Source organism: Roseibium sp. MB-4, assembly GCF_053005265.1.
On sequence record NZ_JBRKQB010000002.1, the window covers coordinates 149,843 to 170,681 of the forward strand.

Sequence of the window (20,839 nt, forward strand, 5' to 3'; positions counted from 1 at the left end):
CAAATCAAGACACCTGATACGGGAGCCTTGGCAAACCTTCCAACCAAAAGCGGAAACAAACAAACAGGCAATAAAACAAAACCTCGTGTTTTTTGCTTTAGCTCAACACTCTCTTATTCTTCCTCTGAGAGAGTACGATCTGGTTCTATTAGCCATCAAAGAAGGATGCCATGCACCGTGCGGCAATCATTCCAGCTATAGTAATGGGGTTTGCGATTGGACTTGTGCCAATACCGGCAGCTTCTGAAGAGTGCCCCCGGGGCGGAACACTGATCGCTGGCGCAGGTGATTACCGGCCCTACAACATTGTCGAAGATGGAGAAGTCCGGGGCATGGACTTCGAGGTCATTGAGACAATCCTCGGCAAGCTCGGCTGTGATCTTATGAAAGTACCCTTGCCCTGGACACGACACCTCAATGCCTTGCGGAACGGCACGGTCGACATTGCCACACCCGTTACAAAGACACCGGAACGTGAGGCGTATGCACATTTCTCAGCGCCCTATATTCAAGCCGACGAAGTGCTGTTCGTGCGGGCAGAAAACGTCGATACCTATGAAAGCCTCGGCGACTTCTTCCAAAACGATAAACGGTTGGGTGTGGTTAGGGACTATGCTTATGGCGGTTCGTTCCCAGCACTGTCGGAAGCCTATCCGCATCTGATTGAGATGACGGACAGCCTGGAACTGAACCTCAAACAGCTTGAGCTCGGCCGGGTCGATGCGATTTTGGGGGAAACCTATGTCGTAACCTCGGAGATCCAGTCGCTCGGTCTTTCAGAGGTGATTAAAGCGACGAACGCTATTGTCGCTTCAGAGCCGAATTACATCATGTTCAGCAAGAAAAGCGTATCAACGGACTTCGTCGCTGCGTTTTCCAAAGAACTGCAAACCATGCAGGAGAGCGGCGAGTTCGATCGTATCACTGCCCGCTACAAGGACGGTAACGGCGCAATAAACTGATCAGATCGGGTGTGGAGCCGAACTGACCACCTGCGTCGGCGGCAGGTTTTACATCTCTTTCCGTAAACCACCTGAATTGCGTTTTTCGTCCTGTTTGCTAGAACACCCACGGCTTTTGCGGCCTTCGCCTTTATGAGGGCTGGCAATTGATTGCGTACAATTGTATACGCTCTTCGAACTCCGCCCGGAGGCGCCTCCCTGCCCCGGCAGATCCCGTTGGACCATCAGGAAACGTGAGCAACATGGCCGATATTATCTACACCAAGGTTGATGAAGCGCCGGAACTGGCATCAGCTTCCTTCCTTCCGATCATCCGCTCCTTCACCAAGGCTGCCGGCCTGACCATCGGCACCAAGGACATCTCCCTTGCCGGCCGGATCCTGGCAACGTTTCCGGATTTTCTGACCGATGAACAGAAGCAGTCGGATGATCTCGCGCTCCTTGGCGATATGGTGAAGCAGCCGGACGCTAACGTCATCAAGCTGCCGAACATCTCCGCCTCGCAGCCACAGCTGAATGCAGCTATCAAGGAACTGCAAGACCAGGGCTACAAGCTTCCGGATTACCCATCTGATCCGGCGAATGATGCGGAAAAAGACATCAAGGCCCGATACGACGGCATCAAGGGCTCTGCCGTGAACCCGGTGCTGCGCGAGGGCAATTCAGACCGCCGCGCACCGAAAGCGGTCAAGGAATACGCCAAGAAGAACCCACACCGCATGGGCGCCTGGGCGTCTTCTTCCAAGACACATGTTGCGACAATGGGCGAGAACGACTTCCGCTCCAACGAGAAGTCCATCACTGTTTCCGCAGCTCAAGCCGGCACCGCCAAGATCGTTTTTGCCGGAAAAGACGGCGCTGAGACCGTTCTGAAAGGCGACTGGCCGCTGGAAGATGGCGATGTCATCGACAGCACCTACATGAGCGTCAAGGCGCTCAGCGCATTTCTGGAAAAGGAAATCCAGGACGCCAAGGATCAGGGCATCCTGTTTTCGCTGCACATGAAGGCGACCATGATGAAGGTCTCCGACCCGATCATCTTCGGTGTCTGCGTGAAGGCATTCCTGAAAGACGTTTTCGAAAAGCACGCGGCAACATTCACTGAACTCGGCGTCAACCCGGATCTCGGCATCGGCGACCTGGAAGCCAAGGTTGCCACGCTTCCAGCTGACAAGGCCGCTGAAATCCAGGCCGATATCAAGGCTGCGCTCGACAACGGCCCGGCGATGTACATGGTGAACTCCGACAAGGGCATCACCAACTTGCACGTTTCTTCGGACGTCATCATCGACGCCTCCATGCCGGCTCTGATCCGCGCAGGCGGCAAGGGCTGGGGCCCGGACGGCAACGAGGGTGACGCCAAGTGTGTGATCCCGGACAGCTCCTACGCTGGCGTTTATTCTGCCGTCATCGACTTCTGTAAGGAAAACGGTGCCCTCGACCCGGCAAAAATGGGCACAGTGCCGAATGTCGGCCTGATGGCCCAAAAGGCCGAGGAATACGGCTCGCACCCGCAGACCTTCAAGGCACCAAGCGACGGTACCATCAAGGTGGTCAGTGCATCTGGCGAAACCCTGATTGAGCATGGTGTTGAAGGCGGTGACATCTGGCGCGCATGCCGGACCAAAGACGCGCCAATCCGCGACTGGGTCAAGCTCGGCGTCAACCGCATGCGCCTGTCCGGTATGCCGGGCGTCTTTTGGCTGAACTCAGAACGCGCACACGATGCCGAGCTGATCAAGAAGGTCGAAGCTTATCTGCCGGATCACGACACGTCCGGTCTCGACTACCGCATCCTGGCCCCGACCGAGGCCGCGAAATACTCCACTGAACGTATTGCCCGCGGTGAAGACACGATCTCCATCACCGGCAACGTACTGCGGGACTACCTAACCGATCTTTACCCGATCCTGGAAGTCGGCACGTCTGCAAAGATGCTCTCCATCGTTCCGCTCATGAACGGCGGCGGCCTGTTTGAGACAGGTGCTGGTGGTTCTGCGCCGAAACACGTTCAGCAGCTGCAGGAAGAAAACTACCTGCGCTGGGATTCTCTGGGTGAGTTTTGTGCGCTTGGCGCCTCTCTGGAGCACCTTGCAAACGTCAAGGGCAACGCCAAGGCCCAGGTTCTGGCTGATGCGCTCGACAAGGCAATTGAAGGCCTGCTCGACAACGACAAGTCACCGGCCCGGAAGGTCGGCGGCCTCGACAACCGCGGCAGCCACTTCTACATCGCGCTTTATTGGGCACAGGCTCTGGCCGCTCAGGATCAGGATGCGGACCTGAAGGCCCAGTTCGCTCCGATCGCCGAAGCCTTGTCCTCGAACGAAGACAAGATCGTAGGGGAACTCAACGGCGTCCAGGGCTCTCCTGCCGACACCGGCGGCTACTACCATGCCCCGCAGGCGAAAGTCGACGCAGTGATGCGCCCAAGCGCGACGCTGAACGGCATCATCGGCTGAGGCGGATAAGCCAAATTAAAAGATACCAAAGGCGGTCCAAGTGGCTGCCTTTTTCTTTGCGTTCAAAGGATCCCGTGTCACCTTCTGACAGCGCCTTTCCCATAGCGCCGAAAGAAAACCGCAGGGAGGATAAAATGAATGCTACAGATCTGAAGATCATGAACTCGATGCCAGTGATCTTTTGGGCAAAAAACGAAGATGGGGTCTACATTTTCGGCAACGACACCATCAACGAATTCGGCGGCGGCGTTGTTGGCAAGACCGATCATGAACTCCCGTGGGCAGACACCGCGGATGAGCTCGTAGCCCATGACAAAAAGGTTCTTGCAGCGGGAAAACCTGGCTATATGCATGAATTCGTTCATAAGTCCTCCAAGGGTGAAGCGACCCTCAACGTATGCAAATGGCCGGGTGAACTTGACGGCGTTCGCTGCACCTTCGGCATTTCCTTCATCATCGAGGACTAGCCAGCTTCATGGCCAGTACAATCAAGGCGATCCTCTTTGATAAGGACGGCACGTTGCTGGACTTTGATGCGACTTGGGCAACGCCACAAGAACAGGCAGCTTCATTCGCGGTGAACGGCGACGAGCTCTTGTCGAAGCGTTTGCTGGTTGCCGGTGGGATGGATCCGGGGACACGGAAAACTGCGGCTGGCAGCCTGTTTGCTGCCGGCAACGCTCTGGAGATTGCAGAAGCTTTCATAAACGAAGGCGCCCCGCACACCCTTGAGCATCTGGCATCGGTGTTGGACCGGATATTTCTGGAAGGGATGCAAAAGGCCAAACTGCTGCCGGAGCTCGAAACATCGCTCCGCAAACTGCACAACGCTGGATATATCCTGGGGGTTGCAAGCAGCGACAGTGAGGCGTCTATCGCCACCTTTCTGCGCGCCACCGGTGTTGTGGACCTGTTTTCATTCATCGCCGGTTATGACAGCGGTCATGGGCACAAGCCCGGCCCCGGCATGGTCAAAGCGTTTTCCGGAACAACCGGCATCCCAGTCAGCCAGATCGCGGTCGCTGGCGACAACACGCACGATCTGGAAATGGCGAAAAATGCTGTGGCTGGCCTGAAGATCGGTGTCCTATCCGGCACGGGAACCGCAGCCGACCTCAGCCCTCTCGCCGATCTCATCCTCGAAAGCTGTGCGGACCTCTCCGAGCAGGTGCTTGTCCGCCCGTGATCTCACACGAGTTGGTGGTGAGCTCGTCACCTAGTGCAGCACGGACGCAACTTCTGTTCTGACGGCACCGACGGACTGTGCCAGGATCATGGCGCGATATTCCGGAAAGGCGACCGCCGGGCTCCAAAGATACCCTTGTCCCAAAGTGCCGCCCCAAGCCTTCAGGTAGTCCTTTTGAAGCGGCGTCTCGATGCCTTCCGTCACTGTGTCAAGATTAAGCTGATGGGCCATCAGGAAAATCAGTTCCACAATGGTCCGGCGATCCGCACATGTCGCAATATCCATGATGAAGGAGCGGTCGATCTTCAAAGTGTCGAAAGGCATGTTTGCCAGACTGCTGAGGCAGGAATATCCCGTCCCGAAATCATCAATTGCGAATTTGACACCTTGTTCCCGGATGGGGCGAATGCGATCCAGTACAGTGTCTGAGTAATCCATGAGGCTGGACTCGGTGATTTCCAACTCGACCTTTTCCGTCGAGACGCCACTTTCGCTGACGGTTCCAATTGTCTCTTCAATAAAGGTTTCTTCCTGAAATTGCGCCGGGGACACGTTCACAGCCACCGAGGTCTCAAGCCCTTCACTATGGAGGTGCTTGGTATCTTTAAGCGCTCTTTGCAAGACGAACCGGCCTATGGGTGCAATCAACCCTCGTTCTTCAGCGATCGGAATGAACTTGGCCGGTGAGACATGACCGAGGACTTCATCATTCCACCGGAGCAAGGCTTCTGATCCCATGATCTTGCCATTTTCCGGGATGACCTTTGGCTGGTAAAAGACGTCAAGGCCACCCGTATCAACCGCATGCCGCAGACGATCGGCAATCAGTTCGCGCTCATTGGCCTGTGTTCTGAGCGCTTCACTGTAGGAAACCGCCCTGCCCCGGCTGGCTGACTTTGCCTGATACATCGCGAGATTGGCGTTCTTCATTACCTCTTCAGCAGTATCGCCTTGCTCCGGGTACGTCACAAAACCGGCACTTGCACTCACTGAAAGAGACATGCTCCCAATCTGGACCGGCCTGCTAAGAAGCCGGAGCACGGTTTCTGACACCTCGGTCAATTGCTCCGGATCTGTAAGACCGGGAAGGATCGCGACAAACTCGTCTCCGGAGAAACGGGCCAACGCAGGTGCATTCTTGGTGTGCGGATGGGCGACCTTGTCGAGCAACCTGCCCAGGCGTGCCGCAAGCTGCCGCATGACCTCATCACCAACACGGTGGCCATGCATATCGTTGATAAGCTTGAACCGATCAAAACCAACATAAAGAACCGCGCCTTCCGCACACGGTTTTTGGTCGATCATCGTCGCGGCTAGCTTGTCCAACTTGGCGCGATTGGCCAGTCCCGTGATCATGTCGGTATAAGCAAGCCGTTCGATCTCTACGATGTTGGATCGCTGGGTCTGCAGCATATGGCGAAATGCAGCTTGCAAATCTCCAACTTCCCCCGGCGCATCAGTTACAAGGTCGCAGTCAAGATAGCCTTCAGTCGCCTCTTTCGCAGCCTGGGTAACCTCGCTGATCCCGGCGGTGGCCTTGTACATCAGCCAGCCAAGAGCCGGAATAAACGCAAATGCAACAACGCCCAACAGAGCGACCACCTGCCACAGCGTGTTGTAGAAGATGCCAGCAATCTCAGCCTTGGACACGCGAACAAGCACACTGCCAACGGCCGTTCCATTCCGAAAAACAGGAAGAACGTATTCGATCGAACGAGCTGTTTCTTGCAGTTTGGCCTCACCTGTCAGCGCCGCGTTTAACGCGAATTCGTTGAACTGCACTTCGCTTGTCGGCGCGGCCGACATGAAATCGCTGGCGAATTCCTGCCCAAACCGGCTGTAGGCCTTTGCTGCGGTCACGTGATCGTCTTTGGCAACTGCATTCAGCAGCCGCTCCATTTCACCGTAGTTTTTGTTTTCGATTTCACGAGCGGAAATATTTGCAACGAATTCCGCTTTTTGCCGTGCGTCTCGCTCAAGTCGCTCTGTTATGCCCGACACTTGGGAGTAATAGCTGATGCCTATGAAAAAGAAGGAAAATCCGAGGATTCCGCACACTGCATACAGTGTTGACCTGACAAACACCCGCCTCAGGACATTTTGGCCTGCCGCTATGAAACTCGCCGGCATCCGGACCCCCAACAAAACTCAGCCGTTCTGGCATCTACGCGTTCTTGGATGATCTCATCGGGATTAATTCAACAAATAATGAATATCGGCAGCAGAATGCACGCTTTTGCGCTTTGTCATGAAGTATGCCGATGTCACTGGTTGGAAAAAGTTGAACACACCGCCAACACTAGTTGTTTCGCCAATGTCAACGCTACGGAAGAATCTTCAGATCTCTTTTTAGGACGAGTAAATGGCGCGCGCACGCTCTGACACCCGCACTTGATGCCTTAAAACTACTGCACTTGCGCCCATACGCTTTTACGCTTCGAAAAAGCACAAACTCCGAGAAATTTTCAGAAGAATGTGATCGAAGATTCTCCTTGACCCTGCCTGATCCCTTTGCCATAACCACCATCCGAACCGTACCGTACGGTTCTCACAATGAACACTGAGCCCCGCCCGTACCCAACAGTTGACTGAAGCCAAATGCCTGCCGCCAGTTTTGACATCGCCACTTCCCGCCCGGACGCTGCACCAGAGTTCTCGCCGCGCCAGCAAGTGGTCTTGCAACATGCGCTGACGCTTTTGGTTGAGGGCGGCGAAAAAGCCCTGACAACTGCCGGCCTTGCGCGCACGGCAAGCTGCTCTAAAGAAAGCCTCTACAAATGGTTCGGCGACCGGGATGGCTTGCTCGCAGCCGTCGTCGCCTATCAGGCGAGCCAGGTGCAGTTTCCTTCGGAAAGCGGTGCCACAGCTGATCCGGACACGTTCCGCGCACACGTCACAGCTTTTGTCGAGGCCTTGCTCGCCGTCCTGTTTTCGGAAAGCTCATTGGCCCTGAACCGGCTCTCGATCGGGCAGTCGAACACCAATTCCAACCGTCTCGGCCAACTTTTGCTTGTCCGCGGCAAACACATGATTTCAGCCCGCGCGCGCAACATGCTTGAGACCGGCCGGCGCCACGGGCTCTTGAAATTCGACGATGCGGAGGACGCCTACCAGGTGCTCTACGGACTGGCGATCCGCGATGTCCATATCCGTCTTCTTCTCGGCGAGACCGCAAGTGCAGCCGAGAAGGATCTGAAAAGCCAGGCAAAAACAGCCGTGGCACGATTTTATCAACTGTTCGGGGCCTGACCCCCGGACGGAGGAAACAAAAAACATCAGGCCCGGATCAGATAAGACCCGGTCTTGATCAACATCTCAAGGAAAGGGAATTCCCATGCGTGTCTATTACGATCGTGATGCTGATCTAAACCTCATCAAGTCCAAGAAGGTTGCCGTCATCGGCTATGGCTCTCAAGGCCGGGCCCATGCCATGAACCTGAAAGACAGCGGCCAGAAGGAAATCGTTGTTGCCCTGCGCGCCGGTTCGACAACAGCTTTGAAAGCAGAAGCCGATGGCTTCAAGGTCATGACGGTTGCAGAAGCTGCCGCATGGGCCGACTTGATGATGATGGCGACCCCGGACGAACTGCAGGCCGACATCTACAAGGACCACATCGCCGACAACATCCGCGACGGTGCTGCGATCGCTTTCGCCCACGGCCTTAATGTTCATTTCGGCCTGATTGAGCCGAAGTCCACGGTCGATGTCCTGATGGTTGCGCCGAAGGGCCCAGGCCACACAGTACGCGGCGAATACCAGAAAGGCGGCGGTGTCCCGTGCCTTATCGCCGTTCACCAGGATGCATCCGGCAACGCGCATGACCTTGGCCTGTCCTACGCCTGTGGCGTTGGCGGCGGCCGCTCCGGTATCATCGAAACAACCTTTAAGGAAGAGTGTGAAACCGACCTCTTCGGCGAACAGGCCGTTCTCTGTGGTGGTCTGGTTGAACTGATCCGCGCTGGTTTCGAAACTCTGGTTGAAGCTGGTTACGCACCGGAAATGGCTTACTTCGAGTGCTTGCACGAAGTGAAGCTGATCGTCGATCTGATCTACGAAGGCGGCATCGCAAACATGAACTACTCCATCTCCAACACCGCTGAGTGGGGCGAATATGTCACCGGTCCGCGCATTGTAACGCCGGAAACCAAGGCGGAGATGAAGCGCGTTCTGGAAGACATCCAAAACGGCAAGTTCACCTCCGATTGGATGCAGGAGTACCGCGCTGGCGCTGCGAAGTTCAAGGCAACCCGCCGTTTGAACGACGCACACCAGATCGAGGAAGTTGGCGAAAAACTTCGCGGCATGATGCCCTGGATCAAGTCCAACGCGCTCGTCGACAAGACCAAAAACTAAGGTCTACGTGACTGAGAATTCAAAAGCCCCGCTGGAAACGGCGGGGTTTTTCATTAAGTGCCCGGGAGACACGCACACTTCGGAGGTCTGCGCTGCCGACGTGTTTTTAAGCAGTTGGCGAAAGAAAACGCTTTCACCGATTACACTTTGATGAAATTTTGGCTGGCAGAGATAATTGGCCGGAAACCCGCTCTGCCCTAGAGTAAGAACAAGCGCCTCGGATAAAAATCCCGGAGACCGATTTTTTATGACGCCATTGCCACTGTTTTCGGCAAACATGCTCCTGTTGTCGGTCTTCGCCATTTCCTTTTTGGCCATTTCCTTCAGTGCGCGACCAAACACGCATTGGCGAAGCTGGGCGGCTGCCAACGCATTGTCGGTCGGCGCCCTCGCAGCATTTGCAAGCCTTCCAATCCTGCCGGTGATTGCGACTTACTTGCTGCCCAATGTTCTCCTGCTCACCGGATTTGGATTTCACCTGCACGCTGCGCGCAGTCTCAAACAAGCGGCCACCCCGTTCAGTCTCTTGATCGCGCCTGTAGGCATCTACGTGATTATAGCCGCCTTCGCATACGTATTTGAGGTGTATGCCCTCGCCTATATCGCTTCCAACCTGCTTTTTGCAGCGCTCTGTATCAGCGTTGCGGCAACCTATGGCTCAGCAGCGTTCCGCGGGCTCGTATCTAGCCTTGCACTGATCATCGCCTTCGGGTTGCTGGCTCTTGAGGCAGCTCTGCGAATTCTGCATGGTGTCCTGGCTGATGGCCCATTCGGGCCCGGCATGATTGAAGACGGGACAGTCAATATTCATTTGATGATTTCGCTGATTTTTATCGCCATTTCCGGTGCGTTTTCTATGGCGATTTCATTTGAGCAGCTGGCGCGCAACAATCATGAAGACGCCCGGCGGGACCCATTGACCGGGACCTTTAACCGCCGGGAGTTCCTGCGGCGCCTGGAGGCCCAACTCCAGCCTGCAACCGGAACACATTTTGGTCTGATACAGTTTGATTTGGACCATTTCAAACAGGTCAACGACCGGTTTGGCCATGTGGCCGGCGACGAAGCGTTGGTAAAAGTCTGCCAGGCGATACGGCATCATTTGCGCCGCAGCGATTGTTTCGCGCGCCTTGGGGGAGAGGAGTTTGGACTCCTTCTTCCCAATGTTGGCCAGGAAGACGCGGTTATGATCGCAGAGCGGATCCGCAAACTGGTCGAGACCCAGTCCTACGAGTTTGCCCCGGATGGATTTCAAATCACCATCTCGGGCGGCATGTATCATGGGACCGGCGAAGGCCTGACACCGACAGATTTGTTCAAAATTGTCGACACCGGCTTGTACACATCAAAGAATGCAGGCCGCAATCGAATCACCATGGCCGTTCAAGAGACAGAAACGCCGAAATTCTCTGAGGAATTGGCGCAACTTGACGGTCTCAGCCCGCCGGAAAATGAGCTTCGATCAGCCGTGTGACCTCGGCATCGCGCGCAGCCTCGCTTTGACCACCCATGACCACAACAATCAGTTGCTTGCCGCCGCGGCGCGCCGTTGCGACGAGATTGTAGCCGGACATGCGAATATAACCGGTTTTCAAACCATCGACGCCTTGGACCTTGCCGAGGAGATTGTTGGTCGCCCGGAATGACCGCCCATTGTAGGTAAAAGACTGAGCCCGGTAATAACTGGCATATTGGGGAAACCGGCGCTTCAGTGCGAGGCCCAACTTGGCCATGTCCCGCGCTGTGGTCACCTGGGCCGGATCAGGAAGGCCGGTGGCATTGACAAACCGGGTGCGCGACAGGCCCAGCGCACGGGCCTTTTGGGTCATCTCACGCGCAAATGCAGACTCACTGCCGGCAAGGTTTTCAGCAACCGCCACGCCGACATCATTGGCCGACTTTACAGCCAGGGCGCGGGCCGCCTGCTCGACCGTAATCGTGCTGCCGGCCTTCAGGCCGATCTTGGCCGGTGGCTGGGACGCCGCGTTTGCAGACACATTCAATCGGCTCGACAACCGGTTTTCCCCGGAACCGACGCTCTCAAACAGCATGTAAAGCGTCATCATTTTTGTGAGCGAGGCTGGAAAACGCGGAGCATCGGCGTTAACGGCATAGAGTTCCTGGCCCGTTGCGGCATTCAGCACAAGGGCCGAAAAGCCCCTCTCCTGCGCGGTTGCAGGGGCATAACTGACAACAGGCAAAGACGCAGTTTGTACCGCTGCAGACTGACCGGAAGGTGCGCCAGACTGAGACGGCCCGCCCGCAGTTTGACAGGCGGCCAAAGACGCCGCCAGCACCACCGCCGGAAGACTGCGCCAGAAGCGCGAAGAACTCATAATGCCCCTCAAACTCAACTCGGTGACCCCTAGGGTTTCAGCTTGTAACCCGTTTTAAAGATCCAATGAACAATCGCAAGGGAGACGCCCAAAAACAGAAGCGTCATGAAAAGCGAGAGCCAAAGAGAGACGTCGGCCTGACCGTAAAAACTCCACCGGAATCCTGAAATCAAATAGACGACCGGGTTGATCAACGTCACCTTCTGCCAGACCTCAGGCAGCATCGAGATCGAGTAAAAGCTCCCCCCCAGAAAGGCGAGCGGCGTCACGATCAAAAGCGGGACGAATTGCAGCTTCTCAAAATTGTCGGCCCAAATGCCGATGATGAAACCGAGCAGCGCAAACGTGATGGCCGTCAATAAAAAGAAGGCCGCCATCCAGAACGGATGCTGGATTTCAATGTCGACGAAAAAGTTGGCCGTGATCAGAATGATCAAACCAACAACAATCGATTTTGTTGCAGCGGCTCCGACATAGGCGATCGTTATTTCCAAAAATGAGATTGGTGCCGACAACACCTCGAAGATTGTGCCTGTAAACTGCGGGAAATAAATGCCGAAGGAGGCGTTCGACAGGCTCTGCGTCATCAAAGACAGCATGATCAGGCCCGGTACGATAAACGCGCCATACGAGACACCATCCACCTCGCTGATCCGGGACCCGATTGCTGCACCAAAGACAACAAAATAGAGAACCGTGGAGATCACCGGTGAGATGATCGACTGCATGATCGTGCGTTTGGTGCGCGCCATTTCGGCAAGATAAATCGCTTTGACCGCTTCAAAATTCATTCGTTTTGTCCTTGCTCAGCGGCAGAAAAGTCAGATGCCATAGGGCTCAGTCTCCCTTTCTCAAAAGATCGACGAAAATATCCTCCAGCGAGGACTGATCGGTCTGGAGATCATGGAAATGAACACCGGCTTTTGAAAGATCCGTCAGTAAGGCGGTGATGCCCGTCCGCTCACCTTGCGTGTCGTAGGTATAGGTCAAACTGCTGCCGTCTTCGGACAGCTTGAGATCGTATTTCTGTAGCTCAGGGGGAAGGTTTGTTACCGCGCAACTGAGAGACAGCGTCAACTCCTTACGGCCGAGCTTTTGCATAAGACGGTTCTTGTCCTCAACAAGGATGATCTCCCCCTTGTTGATGACCCCGACCCGGTCGGCCATCTCTTCCGCTTCTTCAATATAATGCGTTGTCAGGATGATGGTGACCCCCTTGTCCTTCAGCTCGCCAACGATGCGCCACATGTCGTGACGCAGTTCCACATCCACCCCTGCTGTCGGCTCATCCAAGAACAGGATCTCCGGCTCATGAGCCAAAGCCTTGGCCACCAAAAGCCTGCGTTTCATGCCGCCGGAAAGAGCCATGATCGGGTTTTTGCGCTTATCCCAAAGCGTCAGGTCCTTGAGTATTTTCTCAACCAGGTCCGGGTTTGGCTTCAAACCAAACAGACCCCGGCTCAAGGCCACCGTGTCACCAACCATTTCGAAGGGGGCTGTCGGCATTTCTTGGGGCACCAGACCAATCATCCGCCGCGCCGCGCGGTAGTCTTTCAGTGCATCGTGCCCGCCAACGATGATACTTCCAGATGTCGGGCGGACGAGACCGCAGATTGTGCTAATCAAGGTCGTCTTGCCGGCACCGTTGGGACCGAGAAGCGCGAAAACCTCACCTTTCTCAATCTCAAGTGACACCGATTTCAGCGCCTGAAACCCGCCATCATAGGTTTTTTCCAGATCGTGGACGGAAAGGATCGGCGCCATGAAAATCTAACCAGTTTTTTGAAGTGTATCAGACCGGCAGACTGCGGGTCATTTGGGCGGGCACACTCGCATGTGGTCCAATCAACTGCAAGATACAAGGCTGGCTGCATCCTGACAGCCCTTGTCAGCAGAGGACCGATGATTGTTTCAAATGGCGAAACGCTGCGTCCAGTCCCTGCCCTATGGGTTTTCAAGGCAAATCCTCTATCTTCCAGAACAACATCCAATAACGTCTGGAACACGCCATGTCCGTTCGCCCCGTCACCCATATTGGTTCAACCCAGTCCACACTTGAAGGTGCTGGCGTCAAGCTGGAACGGGTGTTCGGTTTTCAAGATCCGGAGATGTTGGATCCGTTTCTGATGATGGACGATTTCCGCAACAACCGCCCTGAAGACTATCTCGCCGGATTTCCCTGGCACCCGCATCGGGGCATTGAAACGATCACTTATGTGCTGAAGGGCACCGTGGAGCATGGCGACAGTCTGGGAAACACAGGCACACTTGGTGCAGGCTCTGTGCAATGGATGACAGCGGGCCGCGGGATCATGCACCAGGAGATGCCCAAGGGGGATGAGACCGGCAAGATGCACGGATTTCAACTCTGGGCCAACCTGCCCTCATCCCTGAAAATGACGGAACCGCGCTACCAGGATATCGAAGGCAAGGACGTCCCCGTCGTCGTGGATGATGATGGCACATCCGCACGTGTGATCATTGGCGAGTTTTGGGGCAAGAAGGGTCCTGTCGACGGGATTGCAGCCGACCCGCAGTATCTGGACATTCATGTTCCTGCGGGACGCAAAAAGCGTTTCAAGGTCGATACTTACAAACAGACCTTCGCATACATCTTCGAAGGTTCAGGAAAGTTTGAAGGTGCTTCGGATCCATTTGGCGTGCTGACCGAAAAGGAGTTCGGGGGCGAAGAGCTCAAGATCCGCGACCAGACCGGAGACCGCACACTGGTCATATTCGGTACGGGCGACGAGATCGTGGTTCATGCCGGTGAGAACGGGATCCGTTTTCTGCTGGTCTCGGGCGCCCCCATCAAGGAACCTGTAGCGTGGCACGGTCCGATCGTCATGAATACCCGTGAAGAACTGATGCAGGCGATCACGGAACTCCAGAACGGGACGTTCATCAGGTAGGCCATCAACCGCCTTGCAACTTTCACATTCAATCACTACGGCTGTTTGATCATAACTGATTGGACAGCTATGCCTTTGAAACTCCGTGCCGCGCATGCAGACGATGCGCCGGCTCTCACTCAGATCATGCACGATGCCAAGGCCTCTTGGGGGTATCCCGAAGACCTGATGTGCCAGTGGCGTGAGCAGTGGCAAATCACATCGGATATGACCACCGAGCAGGAGATGATTGTTGCCGAAGACGCCGGTCATGCGATCGCTTTTTCCAGACTAAAGCAAAACACGCCTCAATCCGTCACGCTCGAGTATCTCTATGTTTCGCCAGGCGCTCAAAAGAAAGGCATAGGCACCCTGCTTCTCCAGCGCAGCGAAGATCGTGCCCGTCAAATTGGTTGTGACAAGGTCACTCTGCGCAGTGAGGTGAATGCAGGCGGTTTTTATGAGCGGAGACAGTACAAGACTGTCGGCCAGGAACCCAGCAAGATGGCACCTGGCCGGTTCATGCCGCTGATGGAAAAGACACTTGCAGGCAATGTAGTGCCGATTTCAGAAATCACGCTCTCGGTCTCATCAAAACCCTGGGCTTTTGAAACGGGAAATGCCACTGAAATATCCGCACACTTTGCGGAGCAACAAAGGCGGATCCCGGAGTTGTGGAACGGCAGAACGCTCAAGCTTACCAGTCATTCATTTGACAATGGAGCCCTCACCGGTGTGTGCACGGAATGCTCTTATGCCGCGTTCCTGACTTGGCGGGACTGGGGCGCTCCGGATCTGACAACATTCAACCTCTTCGGCTCGGCAGTCATACGCTCATCGGACGGCGCACTCCTCTACGGTGTCATGTCCGCCCATACAGCAACCGCCGGTCAGATATACCCACCTGGTGGCAATCTTGATCCGTCTGACGTCGGTCCGACAGGGCTGATCGACATCCGGGGGGCGATCGCGCGGGAACTGGAGGAAGAGACTGGGCTTCGCTTGAATGATCTTGTGCCAGACGACTTGCTGATCGTTTTCGACGGTGCTCGTATCAGCGTTGCGCAAGTGTTCGACAGCGACCGGTCAGCCGAAGGGCTCCGTCATGACATCATCGCACATTCGATGGCCTCAGAGGAAAAGGAGCTTGCTGACATCCGCATCATCCGATCGGGACAAGACCTTACCGATCCTAAGGTCGCCTCCTATGCGAGGGCGCTTGGAAACCACATCTTGCGCTAGATACAAACGCTGGAGCCATGAGAGATCCCGAAAAGGGCTTATCCGAGTGTATCAATTGAATAACTTTCAGCATTCAGCAACTGAAGTGGCCTACCCTTTGCTAACACCAACGCAAGAGCGCAATTGAATAAATCGCTGCCACGCCCGTGAAAGATGATCGCCAGCCCCCTACCAGTCATCTATGCCGGTTATATCAATGCCGCAGTTGGTCAAATTGAGATAGACCCCGACACACTTGGTTCAAATGGCTGTTCATTGGTTCTCAAATTGAGAAGATCCAGCCAATCTGTGAAGAAGCGACGCCAACAATGAAAAATGGTAAAAACAACGACAATACTATAGCGGTTGAGATCGCTGATCTCATTTTCGACAATATAGATTCTGTAAAGACCCATCTTAATCTGGACAGTTATGATACTACCGCAGTTGTCATGCGAATAACCGCTGCGTCTGATGGCGAAGGTGGTGTCTCTGAGGCCAAGTTGGCACAGCAATTAAACATTACCCGGCCGACCATGAACCGGATCATCCGCAGGTTGCTTGATACCCAGCACATCCTTGCAATTTCAGACACTTCACCGAAGAAATACGTCTTCAATTTTGACTATGAACCAGCCCAATCAAAGTCCGATTCAAAGCGCGCGAAGTTAAACTTTCAGCGTTCTGTAATAGATCGGTGTGTGGCAGCGCTCCTCGCGGTCTTCTGGTCATTTGAACGTTATCAATTTGAGAACGAAGACGAATAAGGCTTGAAGACCGAACAGCCGCTCAGTACCATGGATATATTGCTGATGATATTTCAGTAGAGCAGAGATGGGGAGAAATTTTTTGTTTCGGGCATACTATCTTCTGCTTGGGCCACTTTGAGACTTTTTAAATCAGTATGAAGATGGGCGGGTTGATTTCTACCGCTTATTGGCAGACTGGCAAAGAAACCTTTCGAAGGACTGCTTCTCCAAGAGCAGTCCTTTTTTTTGCTTGAACGGCTCTGCCACACGTACCGCCCCACCAAAATCGATCCTTCTGAAGATGTCATTGCAGACCAGCTGTCTTACGTCCTTGGAGAGCTCTGATCTCCGCAAAGCGCTTATTCCGCAATTAGCGCAGCTATCCGCCAATCCCAGCCATCAGCACCCGGCCACGCAAGAGTTTGTTCACCAACAATCGCGGCAAAGGTCTGGCGGGACTTGCGAAGAAATGTAAAAGTCCGCTCACCTTCGAACTAGAAACGCGTTCGATCTCCAGGGAGAACACTGCATGAGCCGCCGCTACGCGATCTTGGACGTCTTTACAAACAAGGCATTGGCTGGAAATCCGCTGGCCGTGGTGCTGGACAGTGAGGACCTAAGCGATGAGCAAATGCAAAAGATTGCCGGCGAGTTCAACTTGTCCGAAACCGTGTTTGTCTTCCCTCCCGAGAATCTGGGGCACTCCGCTTCGATGCGGATTTTCACACCAAAATGCGAGTTACCCTTCGCAGGCCACCCAACTGTCGGCACGGCGATTTTGATGGCCGTTGAGCGCTTTGGCGACGTCTCCGGAGAGCAGGACGCAGTGGTCGTTCTGAAGCAAAAGATCGGTACAGTCCGCTGTGCCGTGATCTTGCGGGAAAACGCCACAGCGTTCGCCGAGTTCGACGTGCCAGCGCTGCCGGAACCGGCAGGTCCGACGCAGAATATTGAACTCATCGCGGCCGCGCTCAATCTGGAGCCGTCAGACATCGGCTTTGAAAATCATGCTCCTTCCCGATTCAAGGTCGGTCCAGCCTTCAATTTCATCCCGGTCCGGGATTTGAATGCCCTGGCGCAGGCAAAGCCGGTCCCTGCAATGTGGAAGAAGGGCTTTGGCAATGACGAGCATAACGATGCCTATGTCTATTGCCGGGAAACCCGGTCTCATGACAGTGCGTTTCACGCCCGCTTGTTTGCACCTGACATGGGCATCATGGAAGACCCGGCGACCGGATCTGCCGCAGCCGCTTTTGCGGGCGTGATCCGGCATTATGATGGACTGACAGCTGGAACCCATCACATCCGGATCGAACAGGGCTTTGAGATGGGCCGCCCGTCGCTGATCGACCTGGAAATCGATATTGAAAACGGCGACATGCATGCCATCCGGGTTGGCGGACAAGCAACGCTGGTCGCCCGGGGCGAACTGTTTCTTTAGGCCGTTGCCAAAGGCCACCCGCCCGGCCATAGCTCTCATCTAATAAATCAAATAAAGCCCCGGCGCTGTCCGGGGCTTTTCGTTGTCGACCCTAAGCACCACATGCGGCCCTATCTGGCGAACCTGTATTCGCGTGGCCCACCATCCGTCGCGCCGTCGTACATGACAAGCAGGTCAAACGAGGCAGCGTTTTCCGCCAAAACAAGGACGGTCTCTGCTTTGTGGTCCTTATCTGGCATCTTTAGATCTGCCAGTTTCGAGAGGGTGAGGCTTGGGAACCGGAGATGGTGAAGCGCATAGTCCCCCTTCGAGTGGACCGGACCGGACAACACGATAAGGCCATCAGAAACAGCTGCGAGATCCCGGACCCCGGTTCCACTTCCGAGGGCCAGTTCAATCACGTCCAAATCCGGTTTTGAGTTGGAAAACAGCGCATCGATATTCACACTGCGCAGAAATGCACGGCCATCGACGGAAGGGCCGCGCAGACCAATGTAAAGCCTGCCATCATGGTATGCGAGGCCTTCGATGTTCACGCCGCCGCCGCCCTCACCGAGCGGCTTTTCGGCATATTGGCCAATAGGATCCGGCGCGCCTTTCAAGATCGCTCTGAGCGCATCGGTCCGCTCGATGTCCGGAGCAACCTTCTTCTTGGAAAACTCGAACTCTGGAAACCCGGTCTCTTCATCAACCGGAAACCGGAATAGAAAGAAAGAGGAGGGATTGAACTCTGCTTTCTTGCGGCTCAGCCCATGCGATCCAACGATATAGAAATACCCGTCACCGTAAGCGGCGCCTTCTGCATCGATCTCGCCGGTTTTTGCGCCGTTCAGCTCCTTCGGCAACAAACGCATGGATTTACCCGGTATGATCCGGTTACCGTCTATCGTGAAAAACTGCGTTCGCTGCTTTTCATCCAGAGCGACGACACATACTGGCGGAGCGACTGGGGCGCAGGCGGCACCGCTGATGCTCTTCCGCAGCTTCTTTTTGCCATCGAACTCGGGCTTAACCGACCACTTCGCGACAAAGCCTACCTCATCTGCACTCGCAAGACCGTGAGGCACACAGAGCAAGGCCACCGCTCCGGCCAAGGCACACATCAATGTTGCTGTCTTCCGGATCAACGCTCTGCTCCCAAAAATGTTTCGGACATCCGTTTTAACAAAACATCCGCCAAAGCCAGCCCGCTCCAACGACCAAAATATGAAATCCAGAATTCTTTCTATCTTGATCAAACAGAGTAAGCTCCGCAAAAGCTGGTTGCATCAAAAACAATCCTGCCCTAAGAACTACGGACATTAACGCACCAGTCACTCTTTGAGAGCACACTTGGTGTCGTATTTTGGAACGACCAAAGGCCAAAAGAAGACCCATGATCGCGCATCGCGACATTGCAGCATCTTCTATCGACGCGCAGATCCAGCAGCGCGGCGGCCTTCTCCTACTTGGCGATCTCCTCCTTCTTAGATGCCCCTGAGCGTCGGCTGTTCGCATGTTTTGAAGCGAACGGGCACTTAGGGGAGAAGTCTTAGAACCGCATCAGAAAATCCGGATCGCGCGCCCCACCCGATAGCTCAAAACGGCCCGATCCAGCTAAGGGACGAAACATCATGACTGCCACCTCCGAGAAGGATCAGATCCGCATCTTCGACACCACCTTGCGCGATGGAGAACAATCGCCTGGTGCGTCCATGACATTGGAAGAAAAGCTGCAAATTGCAGAAATTCTCGATGAAATGGGTGTCGACATTATCGAAGCCGGTTTCCCGATCGCCTCCAACGGTGACTTTGAAGCGGTACGAGAAATCGCCAAACGGTCCCAGAACTCAACCATCGCCGGTCTGGCCCGCGCTATTCACGCCGACATCGACCGGTGTGGCGAAGCTGTCAAATACGCGGGAAAGGGCCGAATCCATACATTCGTTTCCACCTCCCCGATCCATTTGCAGTTCCAGATGAACAAGAACCAAGAAGAGGTTCTGGAAATCATCACCGACACCGTTACCCGCTCACGCAATCTGATCGACGATGTCGAATGGTCGGCCATGGATGCGACTCGCACACCGATCGACTATCTGTGCCGTTGTGTGGAAGCCGCGATCAAATGCGGCGCGACCACGATCAATCTGCCGGATACCGTCGGTTATGCGACGCCGGATGAATACAAGGCGATGTTCGAGCAGATCATCGAGCGCGTCCCGAACTCCGATCAGGCCATCTTCTCCGTACACTGTCACGACGATCTGGGCCTGGCGGTTGCCAACTCCCTGGCTGGGGTTGCCGGCGGCGCACGGCAGATCGAGTGCACGATCAACGGCTTGGGCGAACGTGCGGGCAACGCGTCCCTGGAAGAAATTGTCATGGCGATCCGCACCCGCGGCGACATCCTGCCTTATGAGACTCAAATCGATCCGCAATTCCTGGTCCGCGCATCCAAAATGGTGGCTGGCGCATCCGGCTTTGCCGTTCAGTACAACAAGGCCATCGTTGGCAAGAACGCGTTTGCTCATGAGAGCGGCATTCACCAGGACGGCATGCTGAAAAACGCAGAAACCTACGAAATCATGCGTCCGGAAGATGTCGGCGTCAAAGCCACGTCCTTGGTCATGGGCAAGCACTCCGGCCGTCATGCGTTCCGCGACAAGCTGCGTGAATTGGGCTTCGAGCTGGGTGACAATGCCCTGCAGGACGCCTTCCGCCGATTCAAGGATCTGGCCGACCGCAAGAAGCACGTCTACGACGAAGACATCGAGGCGCTGGTCGAGGACGAAATCAACATCCTGGGCGAAAGCACCAAGGTTATCGCCTTAACGGTTATCGCCGGAACGGGCGGACCTCAGAAGGCGATTCTGACCATGGATGTCGACGGTCAGCATGTCACCAAAGAAGCGACCGGTGACGGCCCGGTCGATGCAACGTTCAACGCGATCAAGGCGATCTCGCCGCACGAGGCAACCTTGTCGCTCTACCAGGTGCACGCGGTGACCGAGGGCACGGATGCGCAGGCTGAAGTCTCTGTCCGTCTGGAGGCAGATGGCCGGATCGCGACGGGTAAGGGCGCGGATACAGACACGCTCGTCGCGTCTGCAAGGGCGTATGTCTCTGCCATGAACAAGTTGGCGCAGCGTCGGCAGGCGAGCAATCCAGGCGCTCTGCAGGCCGTCTGATCCGAAGGAACAGCAGGGTCATATCCCTGAAACCAAAAAAGCGGCGCCGGAAGGTGCCGCTTTTTTCGTG

17 protein-coding genes are annotated in these 20,839 nt (G+C 55.1%); 12 read left to right on the forward strand and 5 right to left on the reverse strand.

What is annotated here, in order from left to right; translation table 11 throughout:
• Window positions 1-170 precede the first annotated feature (170 nt).
• The 4 genes from ACVDG4_RS11810 to ACVDG4_RS11825 all read left to right on the forward strand — a co-directional run bounded on the left by ACVDG4_RS11810 (window position 171) and on the right by ACVDG4_RS11825 (window position 4,607).
• A complete protein-coding gene (locus tag ACVDG4_RS11810) occupies window positions 171-962 on the forward strand; it encodes a substrate-binding periplasmic protein (RefSeq protein ID WP_447235221.1) in 792 nt (263 codons plus the stop codon).
• A gap of 242 nt (window positions 963-1,204) precedes the next feature.
• Window positions 1,205-3,421: an NADP-dependent isocitrate dehydrogenase gene (locus tag ACVDG4_RS11815; protein WP_447235222.1), complete on the forward strand. Its 2,217-nt coding sequence runs from the start codon at window positions 1,205-1,207 to the stop codon at window positions 3,419-3,421.
• A gap of 134 nt (window positions 3,422-3,555) precedes the next feature.
• The gene (locus ACVDG4_RS11820; RefSeq protein WP_409692498.1) at window positions 3,556-3,888 is read left to right on the forward strand and encodes a PAS domain-containing protein; all 333 of its coding nucleotides are present in this window, start codon (window positions 3,556-3,558) and stop codon (window positions 3,886-3,888) included.
• Window positions 3,889-3,896: 8 nt separating this feature from the next.
• Window positions 3,897-4,607 (forward strand): HAD family hydrolase, encoded by a 711-nt coding sequence (locus tag ACVDG4_RS11825; protein WP_447235223.1) that lies wholly within the window; start codon window positions 3,897-3,899, stop codon window positions 4,605-4,607.
• Window positions 4,608-4,637: 30 nt separating this feature from the next.
• On the opposite strand, the gene ACVDG4_RS11830 is transcribed toward ACVDG4_RS11825, so the two are convergent.
• Window positions 4,638-6,737 (reverse strand): putative bifunctional diguanylate cyclase/phosphodiesterase, encoded by a 2,100-nt coding sequence (locus tag ACVDG4_RS11830; protein WP_447235224.1) that lies wholly within the window; start codon window positions 6,735-6,737, stop codon window positions 4,638-4,640.
• 468 nt (window positions 6,738-7,205) lie between these two features.
• Between ACVDG4_RS11830 and ACVDG4_RS11835 the strand changes: the two genes are divergently transcribed.
• From ACVDG4_RS11835 to ACVDG4_RS11845, 3 genes are all read left to right on the forward strand, one after another.
• The gene (locus ACVDG4_RS11835) at window positions 7,206-7,856 is read left to right on the forward strand and encodes a TetR/AcrR family transcriptional regulator (protein ID WP_133946663.1); all 651 of its coding nucleotides are present in this window, start codon (window positions 7,206-7,208) and stop codon (window positions 7,854-7,856) included.
• Between the two features lie 85 nt (window positions 7,857-7,941).
• Window positions 7,942-8,961 carry a ketol-acid reductoisomerase gene (gene ilvC / locus ACVDG4_RS11840; RefSeq protein ID WP_008194118.1) on the forward strand — a complete coding sequence of 340 codons (1,020 nt, stop codon included), beginning with the start codon at window positions 7,942-7,944 and terminating at the stop codon, window positions 8,959-8,961.
• Between the two features lie 247 nt (window positions 8,962-9,208).
• Complete coding sequence (locus tag ACVDG4_RS11845; protein ID WP_447235225.1) at window positions 9,209-10,435, forward strand: GGDEF domain-containing protein; 1,227 nt, start codon at window positions 9,209-9,211, stop codon at window positions 10,433-10,435.
• Here ACVDG4_RS11845 and ACVDG4_RS11850 read toward each other — a convergent pair.
• From ACVDG4_RS11850 to ACVDG4_RS11860, 3 genes are read right to left on the reverse strand one after another with little or no spacing between them, the layout of a single operon-like run.
• On the reverse strand, window positions 10,398-11,297 hold the full coding sequence (locus tag ACVDG4_RS11850) for a D-alanyl-D-alanine carboxypeptidase family protein (RefSeq protein WP_447235226.1): 900 nt from the start codon (window positions 11,295-11,297) through the stop codon (window positions 10,398-10,400). The two genes, ACVDG4_RS11845 and ACVDG4_RS11850, sit on opposite strands and share 38 nt — an antisense overlap.
• Before the next feature lie 29 nt (window positions 11,298-11,326).
• The gene (locus ACVDG4_RS11855) at window positions 11,327-12,088 is read right to left on the reverse strand and encodes an ABC transporter permease (RefSeq protein ID WP_209178550.1); all 762 of its coding nucleotides are present in this window, start codon (window positions 12,086-12,088) and stop codon (window positions 11,327-11,329) included.
• Window positions 12,089-12,134: 46 nt separating this feature from the next.
• Window positions 12,135-13,061: an ABC transporter ATP-binding protein gene (locus ACVDG4_RS11860; RefSeq protein WP_447235227.1), complete on the reverse strand. Its 927-nt coding sequence runs from the start codon at window positions 13,059-13,061 to the stop codon at window positions 12,135-12,137.
• A gap of 245 nt (window positions 13,062-13,306) precedes the next feature.
• Between ACVDG4_RS11860 and ACVDG4_RS11865 the strand changes: the two genes are divergently transcribed.
• From ACVDG4_RS11865 to ACVDG4_RS11880, 4 genes are all read left to right on the forward strand, one after another.
• Window positions 13,307-14,209 (forward strand): pirin family protein, encoded by a 903-nt coding sequence (locus ACVDG4_RS11865; RefSeq protein WP_133946658.1) that lies wholly within the window; start codon window positions 13,307-13,309, stop codon window positions 14,207-14,209.
• Between the two features lie 69 nt (window positions 14,210-14,278).
• Entirely contained in the window at window positions 14,279-15,430 is a 1,152-nt protein-coding gene (locus ACVDG4_RS11870; RefSeq protein WP_447235228.1) for a GNAT family N-acetyltransferase, read from the forward strand.
• 308 nt (window positions 15,431-15,738) lie between these two features.
• Entirely contained in the window at window positions 15,739-16,176 is a 438-nt protein-coding gene (locus ACVDG4_RS11875; protein ID WP_133946656.1) for a hypothetical protein, read from the forward strand.
• Between the two features lie 511 nt (window positions 16,177-16,687).
• Window positions 16,688-17,599, forward strand: a complete 912-nt coding sequence (locus ACVDG4_RS11880) for a PhzF family protein (RefSeq protein WP_447235229.1) — start codon at window positions 16,688-16,690, stop codon at window positions 17,597-17,599.
• Window positions 17,600-17,709: 110 nt separating this feature from the next.
• On the opposite strand, the gene ACVDG4_RS11885 is transcribed toward ACVDG4_RS11880, so the two are convergent.
• Window positions 17,710-18,726 carry a DUF3616 domain-containing protein gene (locus ACVDG4_RS11885; protein WP_447235230.1) on the reverse strand — a complete coding sequence of 339 codons (1,017 nt, stop codon included), beginning with the start codon at window positions 18,724-18,726 and terminating at the stop codon, window positions 17,710-17,712.
• 486 nt (window positions 18,727-19,212) lie between these two features.
• Between ACVDG4_RS11885 and ACVDG4_RS11890 the strand changes: the two genes are divergently transcribed.
• A complete protein-coding gene (locus ACVDG4_RS11890; protein WP_008193919.1) occupies window positions 19,213-20,769 on the forward strand; it encodes a 2-isopropylmalate synthase in 1,557 nt (518 codons plus the stop codon).
• Window positions 20,770-20,839 lie beyond the last annotated feature (70 nt).